Origin of the sequence: Delftia sp. WSY_22 (assembly GCF_043104185.1) — a bacterium.
Taxonomy (GTDB): Bacteria; Pseudomonadota; Gammaproteobacteria; order Burkholderiales; family Burkholderiaceae_C; genus Comamonas; species Comamonas tsuruhatensis.
The window spans coordinates 190,007-215,686 of sequence record NZ_JBICKN010000059.1 but is presented as its reverse complement, the minus strand read 5'-3'; the positions used below and the strand labels follow the sequence as shown (position 1 = coordinate 215,686).

General features: G+C 69.5%; 21 protein-coding genes. 10 read left to right on the top strand and 11 right to left on the bottom strand.

Annotated elements, in window-relative coordinates; all coding sequences use genetic code 11:
- Window positions 1-51: 51 nt before the first annotated feature.
- On the top strand, window positions 52-486 hold the full coding sequence (locus tag ACF8NF_RS26655; protein WP_012204875.1) for a RidA family protein: 435 nt from the start codon (window positions 52-54) through the stop codon (window positions 484-486).
- Window positions 487-539: 53 nt separating this feature from the next.
- Window positions 540-1,217: a DUF1028 domain-containing protein gene (locus ACF8NF_RS26650; protein WP_017406790.1), complete on the top strand. Its 678-nt coding sequence runs from the start codon at window positions 540-542 to the stop codon at window positions 1,215-1,217.
- Between the two features lie 67 nt (window positions 1,218-1,284).
- On the opposite strand, the gene ACF8NF_RS26645 is transcribed toward ACF8NF_RS26650, so the two are convergent.
- A complete protein-coding gene (locus tag ACF8NF_RS26645) occupies window positions 1,285-4,254 on the bottom strand; it encodes a diguanylate cyclase (RefSeq protein WP_252651618.1) in 2,970 nt (989 codons plus the stop codon).
- A gap of 317 nt (window positions 4,255-4,571) precedes the next feature.
- Entirely contained in the window at window positions 4,572-5,543 is a 972-nt protein-coding gene (locus ACF8NF_RS26640; protein WP_280047780.1) for a LysR family transcriptional regulator, read from the bottom strand.
- Between the two features lie 116 nt (window positions 5,544-5,659).
- Between ACF8NF_RS26640 and ACF8NF_RS26635 the strand changes: the two genes are divergently transcribed.
- Complete coding sequence (locus ACF8NF_RS26635) at window positions 5,660-6,901, top strand: serine hydrolase (protein ID WP_061287790.1); 1,242 nt, start codon at window positions 5,660-5,662, stop codon at window positions 6,899-6,901.
- Window positions 6,898-8,070 carry an MFS transporter gene (locus ACF8NF_RS26630; RefSeq protein ID WP_047327232.1) on the top strand — a complete coding sequence of 391 codons (1,173 nt, stop codon included), beginning with the start codon at window positions 6,898-6,900 and terminating at the stop codon, window positions 8,068-8,070. Before ACF8NF_RS26635 ends, ACF8NF_RS26630 begins: the two co-directional genes overlap by 4 nt.
- 32 nt (window positions 8,071-8,102) lie before the next feature.
- Here the strand turns inward: ACF8NF_RS26630 and ACF8NF_RS26625 are convergent, their stop codons facing one another.
- The 6 genes from ACF8NF_RS26625 to ACF8NF_RS26600 form a co-directional block, all read right to left on the bottom strand.
- Entirely contained in the window at window positions 8,103-10,379 is a 2,277-nt protein-coding gene (locus tag ACF8NF_RS26625) for a putative bifunctional diguanylate cyclase/phosphodiesterase (RefSeq protein ID WP_392451592.1), read from the bottom strand.
- A gap of 28 nt (window positions 10,380-10,407) precedes the next feature.
- Window positions 10,408-11,166: a GGDEF domain-containing protein gene (locus tag ACF8NF_RS26620; protein ID WP_047327234.1), complete on the bottom strand. Its 759-nt coding sequence runs from the start codon at window positions 11,164-11,166 to the stop codon at window positions 10,408-10,410.
- A complete protein-coding gene (locus ACF8NF_RS26615; RefSeq protein ID WP_016448191.1) occupies window positions 11,166-11,567 on the bottom strand; it encodes a DUF1987 domain-containing protein in 402 nt (133 codons plus the stop codon). The genes ACF8NF_RS26620 and ACF8NF_RS26615 overlap by 1 nt, the downstream gene beginning before the upstream one ends.
- An 84-nt stretch (window positions 11,568-11,651) precedes the next feature.
- Window positions 11,652-12,224: a SiaB family protein kinase gene (locus tag ACF8NF_RS26610; protein WP_016448190.1), complete on the bottom strand. Its 573-nt coding sequence runs from the start codon at window positions 12,222-12,224 to the stop codon at window positions 11,652-11,654.
- Window positions 12,225-12,233: 9 nt separating this feature from the next.
- Window positions 12,234-13,466, bottom strand: a complete 1,233-nt coding sequence (locus ACF8NF_RS26605; RefSeq protein WP_016448189.1) for a SpoIIE family protein phosphatase — start codon at window positions 13,464-13,466, stop codon at window positions 12,234-12,236.
- Window positions 13,467-13,659: 193 nt separating this feature from the next.
- On the bottom strand, window positions 13,660-13,923 hold the full coding sequence (locus tag ACF8NF_RS26600) for a DUF2789 domain-containing protein (protein WP_017404395.1): 264 nt from the start codon (window positions 13,921-13,923) through the stop codon (window positions 13,660-13,662).
- Window positions 13,924-14,112: 189 nt separating this feature from the next.
- Here ACF8NF_RS26600 and ACF8NF_RS26595 point away from each other — a divergent pair, with 189 nt between their 5' ends.
- From ACF8NF_RS26595 to ACF8NF_RS26570, 6 genes are all read left to right on the top strand, one after another.
- Window positions 14,113-15,153: a ligase-associated DNA damage response exonuclease gene (locus ACF8NF_RS26595; RefSeq protein ID WP_392451591.1), complete on the top strand. Its 1,041-nt coding sequence runs from the start codon at window positions 14,113-14,115 to the stop codon at window positions 15,151-15,153.
- Window positions 15,150-16,841, top strand: coding sequence for an ATP-dependent DNA ligase (locus ACF8NF_RS26590; protein ID WP_047217255.1), 1,692 nt, complete (start codon window positions 15,150-15,152; stop codon window positions 16,839-16,841). The genes ACF8NF_RS26595 and ACF8NF_RS26590 overlap by 4 nt, the downstream gene beginning before the upstream one ends.
- 22 nt (window positions 16,842-16,863) lie before the next feature.
- Window positions 16,864-19,740 (top strand): ligase-associated DNA damage response DEXH box helicase, encoded by a 2,877-nt coding sequence (locus ACF8NF_RS26585; protein ID WP_279492736.1) that lies wholly within the window; start codon window positions 16,864-16,866, stop codon window positions 19,738-19,740.
- A 16-nt stretch (window positions 19,741-19,756) separates the two neighbouring features.
- On the top strand, window positions 19,757-20,488 hold the full coding sequence (pdeM, locus tag ACF8NF_RS26580) for a ligase-associated DNA damage response endonuclease PdeM (RefSeq protein WP_034347934.1): 732 nt from the start codon (window positions 19,757-19,759) through the stop codon (window positions 20,486-20,488).
- Between the two features lie 133 nt (window positions 20,489-20,621).
- Window positions 20,622-21,239 carry a hypothetical protein gene (locus tag ACF8NF_RS26575; protein ID WP_016448183.1) on the top strand — a complete coding sequence of 206 codons (618 nt, stop codon included), beginning with the start codon at window positions 20,622-20,624 and terminating at the stop codon, window positions 21,237-21,239.
- Between the two features lie 178 nt (window positions 21,240-21,417).
- Entirely contained in the window at window positions 21,418-22,461 is a 1,044-nt protein-coding gene (locus ACF8NF_RS26570; RefSeq protein WP_016448182.1) for a transporter, read from the top strand.
- Window positions 22,462-22,464: 3 nt separating this feature from the next.
- On the opposite strand, the gene ACF8NF_RS26565 is transcribed toward ACF8NF_RS26570, so the two are convergent.
- The 3 genes from ACF8NF_RS26565 to ACF8NF_RS26555 are packed head-to-tail and all read right to left on the bottom strand — an operon-like array spanning window position 22,465 to window position 25,652.
- Window positions 22,465-23,979: a tripartite tricarboxylate transporter permease gene (locus ACF8NF_RS26565; RefSeq protein ID WP_392451590.1), complete on the bottom strand. Its 1,515-nt coding sequence runs from the start codon at window positions 23,977-23,979 to the stop codon at window positions 22,465-22,467.
- Window positions 23,980-24,006: 27 nt separating this feature from the next.
- Window positions 24,007-24,603, bottom strand: a complete 597-nt coding sequence (locus ACF8NF_RS26560; RefSeq protein WP_392451589.1) for a tripartite tricarboxylate transporter TctB family protein — start codon at window positions 24,601-24,603, stop codon at window positions 24,007-24,009.
- 11 nt (window positions 24,604-24,614) lie between these two features.
- Window positions 24,615-25,652 (bottom strand): tripartite tricarboxylate transporter substrate binding protein, encoded by a 1,038-nt coding sequence (locus tag ACF8NF_RS26555; RefSeq protein ID WP_071955152.1) that lies wholly within the window; start codon window positions 25,650-25,652, stop codon window positions 24,615-24,617.
- Window positions 25,653-25,680 lie beyond the last annotated feature (28 nt).

Here is a 25,680-nt window from a genome sequence, read left to right as displayed (position 1 = left end):
GGTAGCGCGCTCTGAGACACCTTCCCATCCACCCCCTGCAGGAGCCAGACCATGCCCACCCATACCCGCATCCGCATGTTCAACACCAAGGACACCTATCCCAACCAGTCGCTGGACAACGACCTGTGCCAGGCCGTGCGCGCCGGCAACACCGTCTATGTGCGCGGCCAGATCGGCACCGATTTCGAGGGCAACCTGGTCGGCCTGGGCGATCCGCAAAAGCAGGCCGAGCAGGCGATGAAGAACGTCAAGCAGCTGCTGGAGGAAGCGGGCAGCGACCTGTCGCACATCGTCAAGACCACCACCTACATCATCGACCCGCGCTACCGCGAGCCCGTCTACCGGGAAGTGGGCAAGTGGCTCAAGGGCGTGTTTCCCATCTCCACGGGGCTGTGCATCTCGGCCCTGGGGCAGCCGCAGTGGCTGATGGAGATCGACGTGATCGCGGTCATCCCCGATGACTGGCAGCCGCCGGCCAGCGCCTGAGCGTCGACCACAGCAAGCACCTGGTACAGCCGCATCGGCAGGAGGAAGAAACCATGACTTTTTCGATTGTGGGGCGCTGCGAGCGCACCGGGCAGCTGGGCGTGGCCATCAGCTCGTCCAGCATTGCGGTGGGCGCGCGCTGCCCCTGGGTGCGCGCGGGCGTGGGCGTGGTGTCCACGCAGAACATCACGCTGCCCGCCCTGGGCCCGCGCGTGCTGGACCTGCTGGAGCAGGGCGCCGACCCCCAGGCCGCGCTGCGCCAGGCGCTGGACGACGGCAGTTGGCCGCAGTACCGCCAGGTCACCGTGGTGGACGCGCAGGGCCGCACCGGCGTCTTCAGCGGCAGCCAGGCCCTGGGCATCTTCACCAGCGCCGTGGGGCGGCAGTGCGTGGCGGCCGGCAACCTGCTGGCCAGCGAACGCACCATCGAGGCCATGGTGCCGGCCTTCGAGCGCAGCGCGGCGCTGCCGCTGGCCGAGCGCCTGCTGGCCGCCATGCAGGCCGCCATGGCCGCGGGCGGCGAGGCCGGGCCCGTGCATTCGGCCGCGCTCAAGGTGGCGGGCGAGCACAGCTGGCCCATGGCGGACCTGCGCGTGGACTGGTCGGAGCACGATCCCATCGGCGCGCTGCAAGGCCTCTGGGCCGCCTACGCGCCGCAGATGCAGGACTACCAGACGCGCGCCATCGATCCCACGGCCGCGCCCAGCTACGGAGTGCCGGGAGATGAATGAGGCGGCCGGGTAGCTGACACATCGCCTTGCCCGGTCGCACGGGCGTGTCGCGGCACTGGCATCGCGTTCACTTGGCGTCTGAAATCACGGGGGTATCGGGCGTCCAGCATGTGGTGCGGTTGCGGCCATTGCGCTTGGAGAAATACATGGCGGCGTCGGCCCGCTCCAGGCAGCGCTCGACCGATGCCTCGCCCTCGTCCATGAGGCATACGCCCAGGCTCACGGTGAAGCGGATCGGGCTGTCCTGGCCCTGTACGGACACGGCCAGCGCCGCCACGGCCTCACGCAGGTTCTCCGCGCGCCGCAGTGCGGTCGGGGCGTCCACGTCCGTCAGCAAGACGGCGAATTCCTCGCCGCCCAGGCGGCCCAGCATGTCGCCCTGGCGCAGCTGCTTGGACACCGCGATCACCAGATGCCTGAGCACCTCGTCGCCCACGCCATGGCCGAAGCTGTCGTTGACGCGCTTGAAATGGTCGATATCCAGCATGATCAGTGCCGACGGATGGCTCAGTCCCAGGCGCAGGTGCTCCAGCTCCGACTCCATGCGCGTGATGAAGGCCCGCCGGTTGCTGGCACCCGTGAGCGCATCGGTCAATGCCAGGGCTTCGAGCTGCGTTTCGCGCCTCTTGTAGTCGGTCACGTCGTGGAATACCCAGCAGTAGCCAAGCAGCCGCTCCTGCCTGCGAAGCGGCAGCAGCTCCGTTTCTATATGGCGGCCGTTGGACAGGGCAAAGATCGTTCGTTGCGACAGGGCACCTCCCCCCGGTTGCGGTGCAGGCTGCAAGGCCGTTGCCATGGCCGGGGGCAAATAGGACAGCAAGGTCTGCAGGCTTTTCCCCACAAGGTCCGTGGCGGACAGCGGCAGCTCGAACAGGTCCACCAGCATTGCGTTGCTTGCCCTGATGCACTGCCCCGCATCGTCGGTCACCAGGATGCCCGACGGAAATTTCTCGATGATGGCCTCCAGCCGCTGCTGTACCTGGTGCAATGCGCTTTCCGCCTGATGGCGGGCATCTACGTCGAACAGTGTCCAGATCACATTGCCCTGGGGGTCTTCGGGATCCAGCAGTGCCCCCTGCATGTCGAACCAGCGCATGTGGCCGCCCTTGACCTTCAGTGCCCACTCGGTACGCACCGTGCCCTTCAGGCTCAGGCGCTCGTACAGCGATGCGAAGCTGTCGAAACTGTCGCTGGACGGATGCAGCTGCTGGAATGAGCACTGCGGCTCGAGCGCGCCCGCGGCAAGGCCGAAGCACTCGGCTGCCCGGGCATTGGCGTAGACGATGCTGCGGCGATGGCTGGCGACAAGCACCAGGGCGCTTCCGCGCTCCAGCAGGGCGCTCACCATATGGGTCTGCTCCACCCGTTCCTGGATATCGGTGTGCATTCCCAGCATGCGCAGTGCCTTGTTGTCGGCATCGCGCAGGGTCACTTCCCCGCGCGATTCGATCCATCGCCAGGAGCCATCGGCCTGCCTTATGCGCATCTCGACACGGAATGGGTCGCCGTGTTCGAGGTGGCGCCTGAGCCGTTCCTGGACGCGAGGCTGGTCCAGTGGGTGCAGCAGATGCATGAAGCCGGCCACGGTGAACGAACCGAGTGCCTGGTCCGGCATGCCCAGCATCTGGTAGCAGCGGGCATCCCACAGCACCTGGTCGTGTTCGCGGTCCCACTGCCAAAGTCCGTCACGCACGGCGCCGATGGTCAGCCGCAGCCGCTCCTCGCTTTCGTGAAGCGCCTTGCGCAGGCTTTCGTCCTGGGTGACATCGAGGATGTAGCCATGCCAGAGCACGGTTGCGTCGTCAGTGCGTTGCGGGCGTGCATGGCCCTGCAGCCAGCGCACGGAGCCATCGGCGGACTGTACGCGGTACTTGCAGGCCCAGTCCCCCTGGCTGCGCATCGCTTCGTCGATGGACCGCCTGAGCGCGGAGATATCTTCCGGATGAACCCGCTGTGCCAGGTCCTGCAAGGCAGGGTCTGCCGTATCCGGATCGATGCAGTGCATGGCATAAAAGCCGGGGTTGGCAAACGACAGGGCATAGTGGCCGGCAGGGTCCCAGCTGTACTGGAACAGGCCGCCCGGCACTTCCTGCGACAGGAGATGAAAGCGCTCTTCGGACTGGACCCGCTGGTCCTCCTCCCGCCAGCGCTGGAACGCCAGCCAGGCCGTCAGCATCCCGCCCAGAAAAATCAGCAGCGTGCCTATGCCGTTGCGCCACAGGCTCTGCCGTATGGTCTCGTTGAGCGGGCCGAACACGGCCTCGTGGTCCAGCCCCGTGCTCACCAGTATCGGAAAGCCGCTGACGCGGCTCCAGGCATACATGCGCTGTATTCCGTCGGTGCTCGCCAGCACCTCGTAGGTGCCATGCGTGACATCGGGGGCAAACAGCGCCACCCGCTTCGCGGGCAACTGGCGCCCGAGCACCCGATCCTGGTTCTGCGAGCGTGCAAGATAGGTGCCGTCCTCGCGCAGCAGCAAGATCACGTCGCGCGGGCTGTCGAAGATGGCCTGCAACTGCCGCGACAGGTACTGCGGCGACAGCGACACCACCAGCACGCCCGCAAACGCGCCACGGTGGTGCAGGGCGCGGCTCAGCTGGATACCCCATTGCCCGGAGACCCGTCCCTGTACCGGACGGCCAATGAAGGTTCCCTGCGTCAGGCCCTTCAGATGCGCCTGGAAATGTTCGCGGTCGAAAATGGACACGCCCTGCGCAGGCGGCTCCGAGGCTGCCAGGCTCGAATACACCACCTGGCCCTTCGCATCGGCCACGGCCACCTGGACGATGGTGCCGGGCGGATAGGCCTCCTGGACGCTGGCGACGGCCCGCCCGAACGCCTCGGAGTCACCCGACTCGTAGTCCTGGGCCAGGTCCCGCAGGGAATAGTTCAGGCCCGACAGCATGGTCCCGGCCTGCGCGGAAACCGCCTGGGACATCTGCGAGACGCGCAGCCAAGCCTGATCCTGTGTGTAGCGCTGCATGTACTGGTGGCTGGCCAGCAACGCGGCCCAGTACAGCCCCGCTGCGAGCGCCATCAAGCAGACGCCTGCAATGACGGCCAACGATGTTCTTGCGTGCGAGCGCGAGGAAAGGGCGGGACGATGGATAGCGGTGGAACGAGAAGACATGCAACGCAGCGAGACAAGAAAAAAGATCTGCAACGCCAGCTGTCAACCGCAATGGCCCACCGATACAGCGCCCCGCACGCCACAGCGCTCGAGACGCAGGTCCTGCCTGCCGGTGGGCCAGAGCAACCGATATGACTCTGTGAATACGTCGCTCTATAAGCATGCTAACTCAGATGGGGGCCTGCGCGATAGCCAGCAAGTCAGGGCAGCAGCCGGCGCGCAGCCTATCCGCGCGTCCCGGATGTCTGGGGTGTCTTGGGTGTCTTGGGCGCCCCGGTCCTGGCAGCGTCCTGGACCTGCCCGGGCTGCGCCTGCGGAAACACCCGCGCGCACAGGAAGTCCACCAGCGCCCGCAGCTTGGGCGAGGGGTGCTTGCTGGCGGGCCACAGCACGTGGAAGACATTGGTGTGCTCCATGCAGTCCGCCAGCACGGGCTGCAGCCGGCCGTCGGCCAGCGGCTCGCGGATGGAAAAATCCGGCAGGTAGGCGATGCCCAAGCCCTGCAGCGCAAAGCACAGCCGGGTTTCGATGTTGTTGCAGATCATGGAGGTGGGCAGTTGCAGCTCGGGCGCGCCCGCTGCGCGCCGCAGCACCCAGGGCTCCAGCTTGCCGCTGTGGGGGTAGCGGTAGTGCAGGCAGCTGTGTTGCAGCAGATCCTCGGGCACCCGGGGCGTGCCGCGCTGCGCCAGATAGCCGGGCGAGGCCACCAGCAGGTAGCCGAAGGCGCCCAGTCGGCGCGCGGACAGCCGGGAGTCGGCGGGCGCGCCCGTGCGCACCACGGCGTCGAAGCCGTCCTCGATCACATCGACCAGCTGGTCGGTGAAGTCCAGGTCCAGCTCGATCTCGGGATAGGCGCGCATGAACTCTCCCAGCACCGGCAGCACCAGCGAGCTGACCAGGGGCAGGCTGACCCGCAGCCGGCCACGCGGCGCGGCGCTGGCCTGCGACAGCTCCAGCTGTGCGGCCTCGATCTCGGCCAGGATGCGCCGGCTGCGCTCCAGGAACAGCGTGCCCTCGGCCGTCAGCGTGATGCTGCGCGTGCTGCGGTGGAACAGGCGCACGCCCAGCCGGTCCTCCAGCCTTGCCACGCTCTTGCCGATGGCCGATGCCGAGACTCCCATCAGCCGGCCTGCCGCCACGAAGCTGCGGGTCTCGGCGACCTGCACGAACACCAGGAAACCGTTGAGGCTGTCCAAGGCCACTCCTTCATTGCGGACAGAAAGCTCCGCATAACCCGGAAATCTACCCCACTTTTTCTTTAATCGAGGGCTTTCTATCGTCAGGACCCTGTTCATTGATCCCGGGAATTCCCATGACGATTGCTCTTTCTGCGGCATCTGCTGCACCCGCTGCGCTGCCTGCAGCCCCGTTGAACTCGCCCCTGTCCGACCGCATCCAGGCCGTGGTCCGGCAGGCGCTTGAGGCGCAGCGCCTGGTCGGCGCCGTGGTGCTGGTGGCGCGTGGCGGCGCCCTGGTCCACCGCCAGGCTGCCGGCTGGGCTGACCGCGAGCGCGGCCTGCCCATGGCCGTGGACACGGTGTTCCGCCTGGCCTCGGCGAGCAAGCCCATTGTTTCGGCGGCGGCCCTGGTGCTGGTGGCGCAGGGCCGGCTCGGTCTGGATGAGGGCGTGGACCGCTGGCTGCCGCAGTTCCGGCCCCGGCTGGCCGATGGCCGGCCGGCGCGCATCACCGCGCGGCAGCTTCTCAGCCACACGGCGGGGCTGGGCTACCGCTTCTTCGAGGCCGACGCACAGGGCCCTTATGCGCTGGCCGGTGTATCGGACGGCATGGATGGCTCGGGCATCAGCCTGGCGGAGAACCTGCGCCGCATCGCCAGCGTGCCGCTGCGGTACGAGCCCGGCACGGCCTGGGGCTACTCGCTGGCCACCGATGTGCTGGGCGCCCTCATCGAACAGGTGCACGGCAGGCCGCTGGAGCAGGCCGTGCGCGACCTTGTGGCCGGGCCGCTGGGCATGGCCGATACCGGCTTTGCGGTGACCGATGCACTGGCCGCACGGCGCGTGGCCACGGCCTATGTCAGCGATGTGCCGCAGCCCCATCCGCTGGCCGAGGGCGAGACCGTGTCGCCCTTCGAGGGCGCCATCGGCATCCCGTTCAGCCCGGCCCGCATCTTCAATGCGCGGGCCTTTGCCTCGGGCGGCGCGGGCATGGCCGGCACGGCCGGCGACTTCCTGCGCCTGCTGGAGGCCCTGCGCCAGGGCGGTGGCACGCTCCTGCCCGACGCGCTGGTCGCCGAGATGGCGCGCGACCAGACGGGCGGGCTGGAGCTGCCCGATGCGCCCGGGTTCGGCTTCGGACTGGGCTTTTCCGTGCTGCGCGATCCGGCGCTGGCCGCGTCGCCCGAGTCGGCGGGCACCTGGCGCTGGGGCGGGGCCTACGGGCATTCCTGGTTCGTGGACCGGGCACAGGAACTCAGCGTCGTGGCCTTCACCAACACCTTGTACGAGGGCATGTCGGGGCGCTTCGTCAACGATTTGCGCGACGCGGTCTACGGGGTTTGTGAGGTCCACGGGGCTTCGGGAGAGCCGCAATGAACGGAACAAGCCAGGACCGCCTGCCCGTTGCCTCCCTGCTGGCGCTGGCCATGGCAGCCTTCATCACCATATTGACGGAGGCGCTGCCGGCCGGCCTGCTGCCGCAGATGGCCCAGGGCCTGGCCGTGACCGAGGCCTGGGTAGGCCAGACCGTCACCCTCTACGCCATAGGTTCCCTGGTGGCCGCCATACCGCTGACGGCCGCCACGCAGGGCATGCGCCGCCGCCCCCTGCTGCTGGCGGCGATCGCGGGCTTTGTCGTCGCCAACACGGTCACGGCTCTGTCCACGCACTTTGCGCTGACCCTGGTGGCGCGCTTTCTGGCGGGGGTCTCCGCCGGGCTGCTTTGGGCGCTGCTGGCCGGCTACGCGGCACGCATGGTGCCCGGCCATCTCAAGGGCCGCGCCATCGCCATTGCCATGGTGGGCACGCCGCTGGCGCTGTCGCTGGGCGTGCCGGCCGGCACCGTGCTGGGCCAGTGGGTGGGCTGGCGGCTGTGCTTCGGCCTCATGAGCGTGCTGGCGCTGGCGCTCATGGTCTGGGTGCGCGCCCGCCTGCCCGACTTCGCGGGGCAGGCGGCAGGCCGCCACCTGCCGCTGCGGCGCGTGTTCACCCTGGCGGGCGTGCGCCCCGTGCTGTTCGTGGTGCTGGCCTTCGTGCTGGCGCACAACATTCTCTACACCTACATCGCGCCCTTCCTGGCGGTGGCGGGCATGGCCGCGCGCACGGACCTGGTGCTGCTGGTGTTCGGCGCCACCTCCGTGCTGGGCATCTGGATCACCGGCGTGCTGATCGACCGCCACCTGCGTGCGCTCACGCTGGCCAGCATTGCGCTGTTCGCCTTGTCCACGCTGATGCTGGGCGTGGCCGCAGATGCGCCGGCCCTGGTGTATGCGGCGGTGGCCGTCTGGGGCCTGGCCTTTGGCGGCGCCGCCACGCTGCTGCAGACTGCCATTGCCCACACGGCGGGCGAGGCCGCCGACGTGGCGCAGTCCATGCTGGTCACGGCCTGGAACCTGGCGATTGCCGGCGGCGGCATCGTGGGCGGCCTGCTGCTGGCGCGCATGGGCGTGGGCGCCTTCACGCCCGTGCTGCTGGCGCTGCTGGGCGCATCGCTGGCCGTGGTGTGGGCGGCCAGGCGGCATGGGTTTCCTGCGGTGTGCAGGTAGGTAGGGAGGGAGCAGGGCGCGGCCTGCCCGCCTCAGGGGAACTCAGAGGTGCCAGGCTGCCGCTGAAGCGCTTCATTGCGCTGGCCCAGCCAGCCCAGCAACTGGCCCTTGTCCATCGGCCGTGCAATGTGATAGCCCTGTCCCTCCTGGCAGCCCATGGCGCGCAGGGCCTGCCAGGCGCTGGCGTCCTCTATGCCTTCGGCCAGTACCTGCAGGCCGAGCTTGCGGCCCAGCTGGGCGATCATTTCGGCGATGCGCGCTTCCTGTGATTCGCCAAGCTGGCGCACGAAGCTGCGGTCGATCTTGATGCGGTCCAGCGGCAGGCGCTCCAGGTAGCTCAGCGAGGAGTAGCCGGTGCCGAAGTCGTCGATGGCAATGGTCACGCCCAGGGCGCGCAGGGCGCTGAGCGTGGCCTGCAGCAGCTGGGTGGGCAGCACGGCCACCGACTCGGTGATCTCCAGCTCCAGCTGCGCGCCCTGCAGGCCGTGCTCGGCCAGGGCATGGCGCACCGTCTGCAGGAAGCCCGGGTCCTGCAGCTGCACGGTGGAGACGTTGACGGCCATGCGCCGGGGCGCGCGGCCGGCGTCCAGCAGTTCGCGCATGGTACGGCAGGCCGTGGCCAGCACCCATTGGCCCAGCGGCACGATGAGGCCCGAATGCTCGGCCACGGGAATGAAGCGGTCGGGCGGCACGAAGCTGCCGTCCTGCCGTGGCCAGCGCAGCAGGGCCTCCAGGCCGACCAGGGCATGGGTTTCCAGGTCCACCTGGGGCTGGTAGACCAGGAAGAGCTGGGCGCCGTCGATGGCCGCGCGCAGGTCGGACAGCAGCAGGGCGCGGTCGCGTGCCTCCATGCCCATGTGCGCGGAGTACTCCAGCAGCTGGCCCCGGTGGTCGCGCTTGGCGCGCTTGAGGGCGATGGTGGCGTCCTTGACCAGGTCGGTGCCGGCCTGGCGTTCACGGGGCAGGTGCACGTAGCCGCAGGTCAGCGAGACCTTGTGCGGCACGCCGTCCACGGCCAGGGGCTGGCGCGCGCAGTCCAGCAACTGGCCCAGGGCCACTTCCCTTGTGGGGCCCAGGATGCCGAAGGTGTCCGAGCCCACGCGCGCCAGCAGCACGCCGGCGGGCAGGGCGCCGGCCAGGCGGCGGGCCATGGCTTCGAGCAGGCGGTCGCCGAAGCGGTGGCCCATCACGTCGTTGGTGGCGCTGAAGTCGTCGATGTCCACCAGGGCCAGCACATGGTCCTGCGTGCCGCGCCACACGCATTCGTCCACTTTTTCCACGAAGTGGGCGCGGTTGGGCAGGCAGACCAGGGGGTCGAAATAGGCGGACTGGTGCAGGCGCTCCAGCAGGCCGCGGTTGTGCAGCAGCGTGCGCAGGTTGGCGCAGAAGACTTCGAGCAGCTGGCGGTCCAGTGCGCTGTGCGAGGCCGGCGCGTCGATGAAGACGGCCATGTCCTGCTCGTCGCCACGGCCTATGTACAGGGCCACGCCGCGCTGCACGCCATAGATGTTGCGGCGGGTCTGCAGCGCCTGGCGCAGCAGGCGCAGCCCGCGCGAGGCCAGCACGGTGGCGATGGGCTGGTCGATGAGCCGGGCGAACGGCCCCGTGGCCGCGAGCACGCGGTAGGGCTCGGCCGGGTGCGTGCCCTCCGAGCAGACCAGGCCTTCGCTGGCCACGCCCAGCAAGGTGGCCAGCTGGGTGATCACGCCGCGTGCGAAGGCGTGCAGGTTGGTTTCCTCCAGCAGCGAGGCGCTGGAGCGCACCATCAGCTCCAGGCTGCGGCGGTTGGCCTCGATGGCGCACAGCTGCTCGTAGGAGCGCACGGCGGTCACCACGATGGCCAGCAGCCGGTCGGGCGTGAGTTCGGTCTTGGTGCGGCAGTCGTTGATGTCGTAGCGCAGCAGGGTTTCCAGATCGGGCGCCTGGCCCGGGCGGCCGGTGCGCAGCACGATGCGGCTGTTGCGCAGGCCGGCCGTGTAGCGGATGAAATCCACCAGATCCAGCCCGGCGCCCGTGCCGTCGGTCACGGCGTCGAGCACCACCACGGCCAGGTCCTGCTCGCTGCGCAGCAGATTGCGCGCCTGCGTGCCGGAGCGGGCGTAGAGGAACACCAGCGGCCGGCCGAACAGGCTGTGGCCTTCCAGCGCCAGGCGGAAGGCGGCGTGTACGTCGGGGTCGCTGTCCACGATCAGTACCCGCCATTCAGGCCCGGGCACGGGCGATGGCGGGGGCGGCTGCAGAGCCGGCTGCAGGAGGGCGGAAGCAGGGGCGGGCGCCCTGGGCGCCCGTGCGCGCATCACGAAACTCATGCCTCAGCCCTGTCTGTGTCCGCGCCGCTCAGGCCGTGGCATGGTCTGCCGCGCGCACGACCTGGTTGCGCCCGCTGCGCTTGGCGGCGTACAGCGCCTCGTCGGCCAGGCTGTAGGCCTCGTCGAAGCGGCCGCCGCTCGGGCGCCAGCTCACGCCGAAGCTGGCCGTGATGCAGCTGGCGTCGGGCAGGCCGAAGGGATGGGCCTCGATGGCGGCGCGCACCTGCTCGGCCACGCACACGGCGCCGTCGCTGTCGTGCTGGGGCAGCAGCACGGTGAATTCCTCGCCGCCCACGCGGCCGATGTGGGCCGTGTCCGGCACGGCGGCCTTGAGGCAGCGCACCACGCCCAGGATCACGCTGTCGCCCACGGGGTGGCCGAAGCTGTCGTTCACGCGCTTGAAGTGGTCTATGTCCAGCACGATCAGGGCCAGGCCCTGCTGGGTGAAGTGGCGGTTCACGCGCTCGATGATGGCCGCGCGGTTGAGCACGCCGGTCAGCGGGTCGTGCGTGGCGCGGTACTCCAGCTCGCCGGCCAGCTCCTGCAGGCGCTGGTTGAGCTGGGTCATCTCCAGCTCGGCGCGGTCGCTGCGGCGCACCAGCCGGCGCGTTTCGCGCAGCAGGCGGTCATAGGCGGCCAGCAGCGCGCCCAGGGCCTGGTGGCAGGCCCGGGCGCCGGCCTCCTCGCCCAGCTCGTGGGCCGCGCGGGCCGCCAGCAGGGCCCGGTGCTCGGCATCGAAAAGATCTGCAGGAGCGGCGCAGGCGGCGGGTGCTGCCACGGTGTCCATCACGCGGCCTTCACGGGATGGCCGGTGAAGGCAATGGCGGCAAAGTCGTCGCGCAGCTCCTCGCCGAATTCGCAGATGGTGTCGTCTTCCTCGTCGTAGTACCAGTGCAGGGCCACGGTGCGGCCGGCCTCGGCGGCCTCGCTCAGCGCCTCGATGAGGTTGAACAGCATCTTGGTGCTGGAGCTGTTGAAGTAGGCCAGCGCGATGTGCACCTGGATCGGTGCCTGCTGCTGCGCGGGCTGCGCCAGGGCCAGGTAGTCCTGCAGGCGGGTGAGGATGCCGCCATAGAAGGCGGCGGCGTTCTCCGGATAGGACTCGCCACGCAGGTGCAGCGTGTGCGTGTCGAACCGGAAGTCCACTTCCGGGGAGCTGGGGGTCGGAGCGATGTAGAGGTTGTCCATGCGTGATCTCGGTGCGTTGTCCGTGCCTGCGCGCCCGGCCTGTCCAGGTCCGGTGCCGGAGCGTTCCTGGCTGGCCGGTGCGGCTCAGAGCGTGGCTTTCAGGTAGAAGACGGGACGACCGTCCACGGTCTGGGCGGGATCGAAGTCGAACTGCAGCGGCTCGCGCGCATCGCGGGCCAGGGTCAGGAAACCCATGCCCGCGCCCTTGCTGCCTTCGGGCGCGTCGTCGCGCAGCGACTGGCGGCAGGCCTTCTTGATCTCGTCCAGGGTCATGCTGCGCAGGGCGTCGAGCTTGGCGCGCAGGGCCTCGCCCATGCCGGGCTCGATGGGGTTGGCGCACAGCAGCACGAAGCTGCCGTCGTCCTCGCGGCGGATGCAGACCGCGCCGTGGCGCAGCTCGCCATCGTCCTGGTGGGGCGGGGTCAGGGCATCGGCCGAGTAATGGATGATGTTCTGCGCCATCTCCACGAAGGACGAGAACAGCTTGCGCCGCGTGGGGCCGGGCACGCCGGCCACTTCCAGCTGCAGCCGCACGGCCTCGGCCATGGCCGCGACGATGTTCTGCGAGAAGTAGCCCACGTAGTAGAAGATCACCTGGTGCTGGCGCGCCAGGTGGAAGAAGCTGCCGTACTTGTCGGCGATCTGTGCTTGGGGCATGGGAGGCATTCAGGTTCTGAAGCAGAAGAAGGTCAGGTCGTCACGGCGGTGGTGCTCGCCTTGCCAGGCCTGCAGGGCGTCCAGCAGGGCGCGGTTGATCTCGGCGGGCGTGCGGCCGGCCTGCTCCAGCAGCAGCTCGCGCAGGCGCTTCTTGCCGAAGGTGATGCCGCGCGGGCCGCCGACCTGGTCGATCAGGCCGTCGGTGGTGGTGAAGACCAGGGTGCCTGCGGGCAGCTCCAGGTCGATGTTGTTCCAGGCGAAGTCGAACTCGCTGTCCACATAGCCCACGCCCTTGCGCTGGCCGTCCACCACCTCCACCGCCTCGGCGCCGGGGCGCAGCAGGAACAGCGACAGGCGCGCGCCTGCAAAGCGCAGGCGCCGGTGCGCGGGCTCGAACCAGAAGCAGGCCGCGTCCAGCCCGTCGTCCGAGCCCGGCGTGCCGTCCTTGCCGTCGAGCTGGCCCAGCATCTGCTTGACGCTGCGGTTCACATGGCCCAGCAGCGCGGCCGGGTCGCGCGGGCCGTGTTCCTTGATGGCCTGGCCCAGGCTGCTGGTGGCGATCAGCGTCATGAAGGCGCCGGGCACGCCGTGGCCCGTGCAATCGGCCACGGTGGCAAACCAGCCATCGCCGTCCTGGCTGAACTGGTAGAAGTCGCCGCCGACCACGTCGCGCGGCTCCCAGACCAGGTCGGCGCCGGGGCAGGCGCGTGCCAGGGCCTCGCGCGAGCTGCGCAGCAGCGACTGCTGGATCACGCTGGCGTATTCGATGCTGTGCATGATCTGGCGGTTGCGCGCCACCTGCATGTCCGCCACCGCACGCATCAGCTGCAGGCCGTGGCCCACGCCCGCGAACAGGCCGCCGCGCGTGATGATGAAGCCGTCGGTCAGCGCCTTTTCACCGTACTCCACGGTCTTCACGGTCAGGGTGTCGATGTCGGTGGAGGCATCGACCACCAGCGGCTCCTTGTCCATGAAGGCGATGCAGCTCTTCTTGCCGTACAGCTCCATGCGAAACGGCTTGCTGAACTGCGACAGGAAGATGCTGCGGTTGATCAGGCCGATGGGGCGGTCGCCCTCCACCACGGGCAGGCTGGCCAGATCGCGGTGGCGCGTGAAGACCTCGAGCACCTTCTCGTTGGTCTCGTCGGCGGTCATGCAGGGGACGGGGGTGCACAGGTCCGCGGCGCTGGGTGGGCGGAAACGGGGCCGGGAATCGCTCAGGTAGGCGCGGGACTCATCCATGGAATGCACATCGCAAAATTGTTAGGGAATGTTACGATTTCCCTGTTTCAGTTTTGTGACGCGGATGGGCCTGAGGGGCAGGCACCTCTTTGGAGGACTGTGAGCCGACAGCCTTCGTCCTGGCGCGGCATGGCCGTTCGCGGCCTGGGGCTGCCGTCCATGCAGGCCATCGGGGTGGACAGGCTGCCTCGCTTCAGCTCAGGCCTTCGGCGCGCCGCCTGACGGCGTCCTCGTGCAGCGACTCGCTGAGCTGGTCGACCACGATGGACCACGACGCATCGGCCTTGAGCTGCTCGGCCAGGAACTGGCGCTGCGCATCGCTCCAGTAGGGCGCATCCACCACATCCACATCGGCGGCCAGCTGGTGGGCGCGGATGAAATCGGCAATGGCCTGGTCGCTGGCATCCAGGCCCAGTTGCAGGAAGAGATTGGACATGCGGACGACGGAGTTGTTCATGAAGGCGTGTGGATGTGTGTGGGATGAGAGGGCGCTATCTTCCCCGATTTGACCGGCCCTGCGGACCGGTTGCTGTCGTTCGTTGCGCGGGTAGGTGCAGGCTGACAGCCTGCCGCGCTCCGGGCCAGCGCGCGCCCATCGACTGCCCCACTAGCATGGGGACATGAGCACTGCTTTCCCCGATCCCGCATGCCCGCCGACCTGATCGTGGCCCGCCCCGAAGGCCTGTACTGCGCGGCCGGCGACTTCTACATCGACCCCTGGCGGCCCGTGGACCGGGCCGTGATCACGCATGGCCACTCCGACCATGCGCGCGCCGGCCACGCCCATTACCTGGCCCATGACGACAGCGCAGGCGTGCTGCGCGCACGGCTGGGCGCGGACATCACGCTGCAGACCCTGCCGTATGGCGAAGCCATCGATCACCACGGCGTGCGCATCTCCCTGCACCCGGCCGGCCATGTGCTGGGATCGGCCCAGGTGCGGCTGGAGCATGGCGGCCAGGTCTGGGTGGCCTCGGGCGACTACAAGACCGAGGCCGACGGCACCTGCACCCCCTTCGAGCCCGTGCGCTGCGACACCTTCATCACCGAATCCACCTTCGGCCTGCCCATCTACCGCTGGCCCCGCCAGCCTGAGTTGATGGCCGACATCAACGCCTGGTGGCAGGCCAACGCCGCCCAGGGCAGGCCCTCGGTGCTGCTGTGCTATGCCTTCGGCAAGGCCCAGCGCATCCTGCATGGGGTGGACAGCGGCATCGGCCCCATCGTCGTGCACGGCGCGGTGGAGCCGCTCAATGCCGTGTACCGCGCGGCGGGCGTGGACCTGCCGCCCACGCTGCGCGTGACCGACCCCGGCGTGGATGCACGACTACTCAAGACGGCCCTGGTGCTGGCGCCGCCCTCGGCGCAGGGCACGCCGTGGATGCGCCGCTTTCCCGGCCATGCCGATGCCTTTGCCAGCGGCTGGATGCAGCTGCGCGGCACGCGCCGCCGCCGTGGCGTGGACCGGGGCTTCGTCATGTCCGACCATGCCGACTGGCCCGGCCTGCAGTACGCCATTGGCGCCACGGGCGCCGAGCGGGTCTTCGTCACCCACGGCAGCGTGGCCGTGCTGGTGCGCTGGCTGCGCGAGCAGGGCCTGGACGCCCAAGCCTTCCAGACCGAATACGGCGATGAGGACGAGGCTGCCGCCGCCCAGGCTGCACCGGATGAGGCGCCCGCCCCATGAAGGACTTCGCCGCCCTCTACCGCGCGCTGGACGCCAGCACCGCCAGCCGCGACAAGCAGGCCGCGCTGCAGGCCTATCTGCGCGCCGCCGCGCCTGCCGATGCGGCCTGGGCCGTCTATTTCCTGGCCGGCGGCAAGCCGCGCCAGCTGGTGCCCACCAAGGTCTTGAAGGAGCTGGCGCGCGAGGCGGCCGGCCTGCCCGAATGGCTGTTCGACGAAAGCTACGAGGCCGTGGGCGACCTGGCCGAAACCATTGCGCTGCTGCTGCCGCCACCCGGTGACGCGCACGACCTGGGCCTGGCCGCCTGGGTCACGGACCACCTGCTGCCGCTGCGCGGCATGGCGCCCGAGGCGCTGGCGGACACGCTGCGCATGCAATGGGCGCGGCTGGCGGCCGATGAGCGGCTGGTCTACTTCAAGCTGATCACCGGCGCCTTCCGGGTCGGCGTGTCGCGGCTGCAGGTCACGCAGGCGCTGGCGGCCGTCAGCGGCGTGGATGCCAAGCGCATCGCCCAGCGGCTCATGGGCTACACCCACATCGGCGCGCGGCCCGGGGCGGCCGACTACCTGCGGCTGGTGGCAGGCGAGGAAGAGGGCGATGACGCGCATTCGGGCGAAGCCCGTGGCCACCCCTATCCCTTCTTCCTGGCCCATCCGCTGCAGTTGCCGCTGGAGCAGTTCGACGCCGTGCTCGGCCCGCCGTCCCAATGGGTGGTGGAGTGGAAATGGGACGGCATACGCGCCCAGATCGTGCGGCGCGGCAGCGGTGACGCGCTGGGCACCTGGATCTGGTCGCGCGGCGAGGAACTGGTGAGCGAGCGCTTCCCCGAGCTGCAGGCCATGGGCGATGCCTTGCCTGCGGGCACCGTGATCGACGGCGAGATCGTCGTCTGGGCCGCGCAGCAGGGCGAGGCGCCCGCCCATGTGCGCCCCTTTGCCGACCTGCAAAAGCGCATAGGCCGCAAGACCCTGGGCCCCAAGCTGCTGCGCGAGCTGCCCGTGGTGTTGCTGGCCTATGACCTGCTGGAGGAGGGCGGCCAGGACCTGCGCGCCTTGCCCCAGCATGAACGGCGCGCGCGGCTGGAACGGCTGGTGGCCCTGGTGGCGCACCCGGCGCTGCTGCCCAGCCCCGTGCTGGCAGGCGACAGCTGGCAGGCCCTGGCCGAACTTCGCGAGCAGGCCCGCTCCCTGGGTGTGGAGGGCATGATGCTCAAGGCCCGCGACGCCGCCTACGGCGTGGGCCGCACCAAGGACAGCGGCGTGTGGTGGAAGTGGAAGATCGATCCGCTGAGCGTGGACGCCGTGCTCATCTACGCACAGCGCGGCCATGGCCGTCGCGCCAGCCTCTACAGCGACTACACCTTTGCTGTCTGGAACGCGCCGCCCGGCACCGAGGGCCGGGCCCTCGTGCCCTTCGCCAAGGCCTATTCGGGCCTGACCGATGCAGAAATGGCGCGCGTGGACGCCATCATCCGCAAGACCACGGTGGAGAGCTTCGGCCCCGTGCGCAGCGTGCGGCCCACCCTGGTGTTCGAGCTGGGCTTCGAGGGCATTGCACGCAGCGCACGCCACAAGAGCGGCATCGCCGTGCGCTTTCCGCGCATGCTGCGCTGGCGCGAGGACAAGCCTGTGCAGGAGGCCGACTCCATCGATACGCTGGCGGCCCTGCTGCCGCACTCCGACCCGTGACCCACCCTTGACGCACCGCGCCATGGCCACCCGTTCCCCCCATCCCCTCGCCACCGCCTGGCTTGCCGCACGGGGCTGGAAGCCCTTTGCCTTCCAGCGCGCCGTGTGGAAGGCGCTGGCCCAGGGCCACAGCGGCCTGCTGCATGCCACCACGGGCGCGGGCAAGACCTATGCGGTCTGGCTGGGCGCGCTGCAGGCCCTTGCGGGTCCGCCGCAAACCCCGATGCCGGCGCACACCGGAAAACGAAAACCGGCCTCCGCACCGCTCACCGTGCTGTGGATCACGCCCATGCGCGCCCTGGCGGCCGACACGCTCAAGGCCCTGCAGACGCCCTTGCAGGCGCTGGCCCAGGGCCATCCCGCGCTGGCGCGCTGGACCGTGGGCGCACGCACGGGCGATACGGGAAGCGCCGAGCGCAGCGCGCAGTCGCGCCAGCTGCCCACCGTGCTGGTCACCACGCCCGAGAGCCTGTCCCTGCTGCTGGCGCGCGCCGATGCGCGCGAACTGCTGGGCTCCGTGCGCCTGGTGGTGGCCGATGAATGGCACGAGCTGCTGGGCAACAAGCGCGGCGTGCAACTGCAGCTGGCCCTGGCGCGGCTGCGCGGCTGGAGCCCGCAGCTGTGCGTCTGGGGCATGTCGGCCACGCTGGGCAATCTGGACGAGGCCATGCAGACCCTGCTGGGCCTGGACGACCATGGCCAGCCGCGGCCCGGCGTATTGGTCCAGGGCCAGGTGGACAAGCGCCTGGTGGTGGACACCCTGCTGCCCGACCGGCCCGAGCGCTTTTCCTGGGCCGGCCACCTGGGCCTGGCCATGCTGCCGGCGGTGGTGCGCGAGCTGGAGGCGACGGCCGGCTCCACCCTGGTCTTTGTGAATGTGCGCTCGCAGGCCGAGCTTTGGTACAAGGCGCTGCTGGAGGCCCGGCCCGACTGGGCCGGCCTGCTGGCCATCCACCATGGATCGCTGGACCGGGGTGTGCGCGAATGGGTGGAGGCCGGGCTCAAGGCCGGCACGCTCAAGGCCGTGGTCTGCACCAGCAGCCTGGACCTGGGCGTGGACTTCCTGCCCGTGGAGCGCGTGCTGCAGATCGGCTCGGCCAAGGGCATCGCGCGCCTGCTGCAGCGCGCGGGCCGCTCGGGCCATGCGCCGGGCCGGCCCTCGCGCATCACCCTGGTGCCCACGCACAGCCTGGAGCTGGTGGAGGCCGCCGCCGCCCGCGCCGCCGTGCGCGCGCAGCAGGTGGAAATGCGCGCCAGCCCCCGCCAGCCCGCCGACGTGCTGGTGCAGCACCTGGCCACCGTGGCCCTGGGCGGCGGCTTCGTGCCCGATGAGCTGTATGCCGAAGTGCGCCGCACCATCGCCTACGCCGGGCTGGCGCCTGCGGTCTGGCAGTGGTGCCTGGACTTCGTGCACCGCGGCGGCCCCTCGCTGGCCGCCTATCCCGACTACCAGCGCGTGCGGCCCGATGAACAGGGCATCTGGCGCATGCCCGACGCGCGGCTGGCGCGCAGGCACCGCGCCAACATCGGCACCATCGTCAGCGACGCCAGCATGAGCGTGCAGATCCTGCACGGCGCGCGGCTGGGCAGCATGGAAGAGAGCTTTCTGTCGCGCCTGTCTCCCGGCGATGCCTTTGTCTTCGCGGGCCAGGTGCTGGAGCTGGTGCGCATCGAGGACATGACCGCCTACGTGCGCCGCGCCGCGAGAACGCGGCCCACCGTGCCGCGCTGGGCCGGCGCGCGCATGCCGCTGTCCACCGTGCTGGCCGACTTCGTGGTGCAGCAATTGGCGCTGGCGGCAGCGGGCGACTACCACTCGCCCGAACTGCGCTGCGTGCGCCCCCTGCTGGAAGTGCAGCAGCGCTGGTCGGCCCTGCCCACGCCCGCCACGCTGCTGGCCGAAACCCTGCGCACGCGCGAGGGCTGGCACCTGTTTCTCTATCCGTTTGCAGGCCGCCATGCCCATATGGGCCTGGCCAGCCTGCTGGCCTGGCGCGCCGCGCAGGGCGAGACGGGCACCTTCTCCATCGCCGTCAACGACTACGGGCTGGAGCTGCTGAGCGCCACCGAGCGTGACTGGGCCGCCATGCTGCCCGAGCTGCTGCGCGCCGAGCCTGCCCAGGCCGTGGCAGTGCCCGGGCGCGTGTCCGCCAGCCAGGCGGTCGCCACGCGCAACACCGCCAATGCGGACCGCCACTGGGACCAGGCCGCCGACGACGCCCACCTGGCGAGCGATGACGCGCGCCACGCCCTGCTGCACGAAGTGCTGGCCAGCCTCAACGCCACCGAGATGGCAAGGCGGCGCTTCCGCGAGATCGCCCGCGTCTCGGGCCTGATCTTCCAGAGCCACCCGGGCGAGCGCCGCAGCGCGCGCCAGCTGCAGGCCTCGGCCCAACTGTTCTTCGAGGTCTTTCGCAAGTACGACGACATGAACCTGCTGCTGCGCCAGGCCGATGAGGAAGTCCTGAGCCAGGAGCTGGACGTGGCCCAGCTGCTGGCCGCGTTGCGCCGCATGCAGGCGCAGACGCTGGTGGTGAGCGCGCTGCGCCGTCCCAGCCCGTTTGCCTTTCCGCTGATGGTGGAGCGCTTTCGCGAAAAGCTCACCAACGAGCATCTGGCCGACCGCATCGCGCGCATGCTGGCCCAGCTGCACGAGGCGGCAGATGCCGGCGGTGCAGCCAGCGAGCCGCGCACGCAGGACCTGGTCCCGCCCGATCCACCGCTGCGTCCACGGAAAAAGCCCAAGGCAGACCAGCCCCCCGCCGTGGACGAGGATACGGCCGCCGTGCGCCGCACGCTGGATTTCTCGCTGCAGGCCACCGACGGCCCCGAGGCCGATGCCGCCAGCCGCCGCCCGCGCCGCGTGCGCAAGCCCTCGCGGCCCTTGCCGCTGCTGTAGAACCATTGCACCGCTGATGAAAGGCCACGCACCGTTGCCAAGTCCTGTTTCCCCCGACGCCCTGGCCGGCAGCCTGGGCATGTTCCTGGCCGGCGAGCCCGTGCACCTGCTGGCCCAGCATGCGCTGTGGTGGCCCGCCCAGGGCACGCTGTTCATCGCCGACCTGCACCTGGGCAAGGCCGCCACCTTCCGCGCGCGCGGCATTCCCGTGCCGGCGGGCACCACGCAGGGCAACCTGGAGCGGCTGTCGGCCCTTCTTCTGGGCCTGCCCGTGCGGCGGCTCGTGGTGCTGGGCGACTTCCTGCACGCGGCCGAGGCACGCAATCCTGCCGTACTGGCTGCACTGGCCCGCTGGCGCAGCCGCCATGCGGCCGTGGAACTGGTGCTGGTGCGTGGCAACCATGACAGCCACGCAGGCGATCCGCCGCCCGCGCTGGGCTTTGCCATCGTGGACGAGCCCTGGCACCTGGGGCCGTTCGCCGCCTGCCATCACCCCCCGCCGCCAACGCAGGACCTGCAGGCGCAGCAGGCCCGGCCCTGGCATGTGCTGGCCGGCCATGTCCATCCCGCCATCGTGCTGCGCGGCACCGGCCGCGACGCCCTGCGCCTGCCGTGCTTTGCCGTGCACGCGGGCTTTACCCTGCTGCCCGCCTTCGGCCTGTTCACCGGCATGGCCAGCCTGCCGCCCGAGCCAGGCCGCCAGCTCTTTGCCGTGGGCGCGGACCGGGTCTGGGCCGTGCCTGGGTGAGCCCAGGGATGTAATCGGGCGTAATTCTCCGCAAGGCCGTTGTTCCCTACAGTGACTCCCGCAGCAAGCGTGGCGGGACAGCAGGCAGTGCCCGGGGATGCCGCAGCGCTTTTCGTTCCACCAGGAGGAATGCATGGGCGTTCAACTCAATTTCTTCAACCAATCGAACGACGCGAACCACCCGCAGATCGTCATCTTCCAGAAGAACGTCGCCAGCGACCTCGATGCGCCTGCCGTGGCCTGGCGCGTCATCAAGTACTGCGGACAGGGCGACAACCATCCGTTCACCTTTCCGCTGGGCCTGCAGGTCGGCGCCAGCGACAGCCATGGCAACTGCACGCCGCAGCTGGAGGCGCAGTACGGCCAGCAGTTCCAGATGGCGCCGTCCACCGCCGGCGATCGCCTGGCGCCCGCAGGCTACGGCGCCAGCTCCAAGGAAGTGCAGGTGCTCAACGCGCTGCCCCAAGGCGCCATCAACGCCAGCTGCTACAAGGACGGCAGGCTGCTGGCCGTCAAGACCGCGATTGCCCCCCGGCAAAAGGCCGTCTTCGAATTCAAGCCCAGCATCTGGATCGGCGTGGCCTCGCACATCCAGCAGGGCCAGATCATGAACTCGGCCATCGTCTCCCAGATGAACACCGAAATCTCCCTGCTGGGCATCTCCCGTGCCGACATCGTGATGCGCGGCGGCGGCTCGGGGGCGAATTCCCGCCCCTTCTCGTTCTCGCTGGAGAACGTCGTGATGTGCTGATGCAGGGTCGCGGCAAGGGGAGGGGAGGAGCAGGGGCCGTGAGGGGGCGGTGAGGGGACGCAAGGGCCTGTGCATGACGGTCTGATGACGGCTGTCACATCCCTGTCATGGACGCAGCCAAGAATCCCGCACTTGCCCGGCCCGCGCAGGCCACTTCCGCAGGTGCTTCCTCCTCCCCATGACCGATGCAGCCTCCCCCCTGGCACAGGCCCACGAAGACGCAGGCCTGATCTGCGGCTGGCGCTTCTTCAGTGACACACGGCAGTGCGTGCAGGCCGTGACGGCGCCATCCGCCGCGCAGTGGCTGGCCGATGCCGCAGCCCGGTCCGATGCGGGCCGGCGCGATTTCCTGTGGCTGCACTTCAACCTGACCCACACCCAGTCCCTGCGCTGGCTGCAGCGCCATGCGGGCCTGCCCGACGTGTTCTATGCCGCCCTGCGCGAGGGCCTGACCTCCACGCGCATCGAGCGCGCCGACGACAGCCTGGTCGCCGTGCTCAACGATGTGAACTTCGAGTTCAACTTCGATTCGGCCGACATCGCCACGCTGTGGATCTGCCTGGACGAGCGCCTGGTCATCACCGCGCGCACCCAGCCGCTGCGCTCTGTCGATGCCCTGCGCGACGCCGTGCGCCGCGGCGACAGCCCCGCCAGCACGGCCGAGCTGCTGGAGCACCTGATGCGCACCCAGGCCGATGTGCTGGTCAAGGTGGTGCGCGAGACCACGGCGCGCGTGGACGATATCGAGGACGCCATCCTGGCCCAGCGCTACCACCATCCGCGCGCCCACCTGGGCCGGCTGCGCCGCCTGCTGGTGCGCCTTCAGCGCCTGCTGGCGCCCGAGCCCGCCGCGCTGTTCCGCCTGCTGCAGCAGCCCCCCGGCTGGATGGGCGAGGAAGACCGGCGCGGCCTGGCCGCAGCGAGCGAGGAGTTCTCGCTCATGCTGCGCGACATGCAGACCCTGCAGGACCGCATCAAGCTGCTGCAGGAAGAGGTGGCCGCCGCCGTGAACGAGGACAACAGCAACAGCCTCTTCGTGCTGACCGTGGTCACCGTGCTGGCCCTGCCCATCAACATCCTGGCCGGCCTGTTCGGCATGAACGTGGGCGGCATACCGCTGGCCGAGCACGAGCACGGCTTCTGGATCGTGGTGTCCATCGTCGTCGCCTTCACCGTCATCGCCGCCTGGCTGGCGTTTCGCAAGAAGCGGTACAGGGATTAGGGCTCAGGCCGCCACAGCCCTTGCCCTCGCCCCGAACGCCATCGCCCGCAACTTGCCCAGCAGCGGCCACACCAGCATCAGCAGGGCCAGCGTGGTGATGGTGCCCGACAGGCCGTTGTGCCAGAAGATGCCCAGCTCGCCCTGGCTGGAGAGCATGCTCTGGCGGAAGGCGTCTTCCATGCGGTCGCCCAGCACGATGGCCAGCACCATGGGCGCCAGTGGATAGTCGAGCTTCTTGAACACGTAGCCGACCACGCCGAAGACCAGCATGAGCCAGATGTCCGTGGCATTGCCGTGCACGGTGAAGGCGCCGATGGCGCAGACCATGAGGATCATGGGCGCGACGATGGAAAACGGCACGCGCAGGATGGCGGCGAACAGCGGCACGGTGGCCATGACGATGACCAGGCCGGCGATGTTGCCCAGGTACATGCTGGCGATCAGGCCCCAGACGAAGTCCTTTTGCTCTGTGAACAGCAGCGGGCCGGGCTGCAGCCCCCAGATCATCAGCCCGCCCAGCAGCACGGCCGCCGTGGCCGAGCCCGGAATGCCCAGGGCCAGCATGGGCAGCAGGGCCGAGGTGCCGGCCGCGTGGGCGGCGGTCTCGGGGGCGAGCACGCCTTCGGGGTTGCCCTTGCCGAAGCTGTCGGGGTCGCGCGAGAACTTCTTGGCCAGCCCGTAGCCCATGAAGCTGGCCGCCACGGCGCCGCCGGGCGTCACGCCCATCCAGCAGCCCACCAGGGCCGAGCGCAGCATGGTCAGCCAGTAGCGCGGCAGCCGGGCCCAGGTCCTGAACACCGCCTTGAGGTCGATGGAGGCCTTCTTGCCCTTGAAGGCCAGGCCTTCCTCGATGGTCATCAGGATCTCGCTGATGCCGAACAGGCCGATCACCACCACCAGGAAATCAAAGCCGCGCAGCAGCTCGGTGGAGCCGAAGGTCATGCGCAGGTCGCCCGAGATGGTGTCCATGCCCACGGCTGCCAGCAGCAGGCCCACGGCCATGGCGGCCACGATCTTGGCCTTGGGCTCCTTGCCCATGCCGATGAAGGAGCAGAACGTCAGGAAGAAGACCGCAAAGAACTCCGGCGGCCCGAACTGCAGCGCGAACGAGGCCACGACCGGCGCCAGGAAGGTGATCAGCATCACGCCCGAGATGGCGCCGATGAACGAGCCCGTGAAGGCCGTGGTCAGCGCGGCCCCCGCGTGCCCCTGCTGGGCCATGGGGTAGCCGTCGAAGGTGGTGGCCACCGACCAGGCCTCGCCCGGGATGTTGAACAGCACCGAGGTGATGGCGCCGCCGAACAGCGCCCCCCAGTAGATGCACGACAGCAGGATGATGGCCGAGGTGGGCGACATGCCGAAGGTCAGCGGCAGCAGGATGGCCACGCCGTTGGGGCCGCCCAGGCCCGGCAGCACGCCGACCACGATGCCCAGCAGGATGCCCGTGAGCATCAGCCCCGTGTTCTGCCAGGTGGTGACGGCCGCGAAGCCGTGCGCAAGGTATTGGAGTTCGTCCATGGTGTTGCTCCGTGGCGGCGACAGGGGTCAATAGCCGAGCCAGGCTTCAAGCGGACCCTTGGGCAGGGGCACCTTGAACTGGATCTCGAAGACGTAGAACAGCAGCACGCTGGTGAAGCCCGACAGCGCCACGGCCTTCCACCAGGGATAACGGCCCGCAAACACCATGAAGCCCGTGATGAACAGCACCGAGGCCGCGTAGATGCCCAGCGGCGCGATCACGGCGATGTAGGCCGTCAGCGGCAGCAGCACCTGCGCCACGCGCCTGAGCTGCAGCCAGCTGGCGAATTGCTCCTGGCTGCGGCTGCGCAGCGCCTGCACGAAGACGGCGATGGCGCAGATGCCCAGCACGGCGCCCACGCGCAGCGGGAAGTAGCCGGCCTGCGGGCCGGTGTCGCCCCAGCCCGCGCCAATGCGCTGGTTGTCCCAGACCACGAGCACGGCCAGCGCCAGCAGCACGGCGGCCACTCCGTACTCCACATGGCGGCGGGACAGGCCGGGGGCCTGGGCTTCGGTGGCGGGGATGGATTCGGTGGCCGCGCTGGAGGGCTGGGCCGGGGCTGCTGCTGCTGCTGCTGCTGCTGAATTGGAGGAGGGCGGGGCAAGGTGGATGGCGGTGTCCATGGCGCGGCTCCTCACTTGGCGGCGGCGGCCACGCTGGCCGACAGGAAGCCGGCCTTCTTCATGATGTCGAGGTGGCGCGTCTCGTCCTTGGCCAGGAAGTCCACGAAGGCCTGCCCCGTCATGTACTCGGGCTTGAGCGCGTTTTTCTCCAGGTACTCCTTCCACTCGGGCGTGGCCACCACCTTGTGCATCACGCCCGCATAGAACTGCGCCTGCTCGGGCGTGGTGCCGGGCGGCAGGAAGAAGCCGCGCAGCATGGTGTATTGCACATCCAGGCCCTGCTCCCTGCAGGTGGGGATGTCCGACAGCGCCTGGCTGCCCGTGACCTTGGCCGTGTACTCGATGCGCTGCGTGTCGAACACGCACAGCGCCCGCACCTGGCCCGCGCGCCACTGCGCCATGGACTCGCTGGGGTTGTTGACGTTGGAGTCGATGTGCTTGCCCACCAGCTGGGTGCTGGCCTCGCCGCCGCCCTTGTAGGGGATGTAGGTGAACTTCACGCCGGCGGCCTGTTCCATGTTGGCGGTGATGATCTGGTCCTCGCGCTTGGAACTGGTGCCGCCCATCTTGAACTTGCCGCCGGCCTGCCGCGCGGCGGCCAGGTAGTCGGCGGGCGTCTGGTAGCCGGTCTCGGCATTGACCCAGAGCACGAACTGGTCCTGGGCAATCATGGCCACGGGATTCAGGTCGCGCCACTGGAAGGGCAGGGCCGTGGCCATGGGCAGGGTGAAGATGGCCGTGGAGGCCACCAGCAGCTTGTGCGGGTCGCGCGCCGAGGCCTTGACATCCAGAATGCCCTCGGCGCCGGAGGCACCTGCCTTGTTGAGGATGACCACGGGCTGCTCGATCAGCTTGTGCTTGGTGACGATGGCCTGGATCACGCGTGCCATCTGGTCCGAGGCGCCGCCGGCCGAGAACGGCACGACGAGTTCGACGGACTTGGCGGGCTTCCACTGCGCCCAGGCGGCAGGGGCGGCCAGGGTGATGGCGGCGGTGGCGGCGAGGGTGGCGACGGCAGTTGCCGCCAGGCGGTTGCGGGGCGATGTCATGTCTCTTGTCTCCTGTTATTTCCTGGTA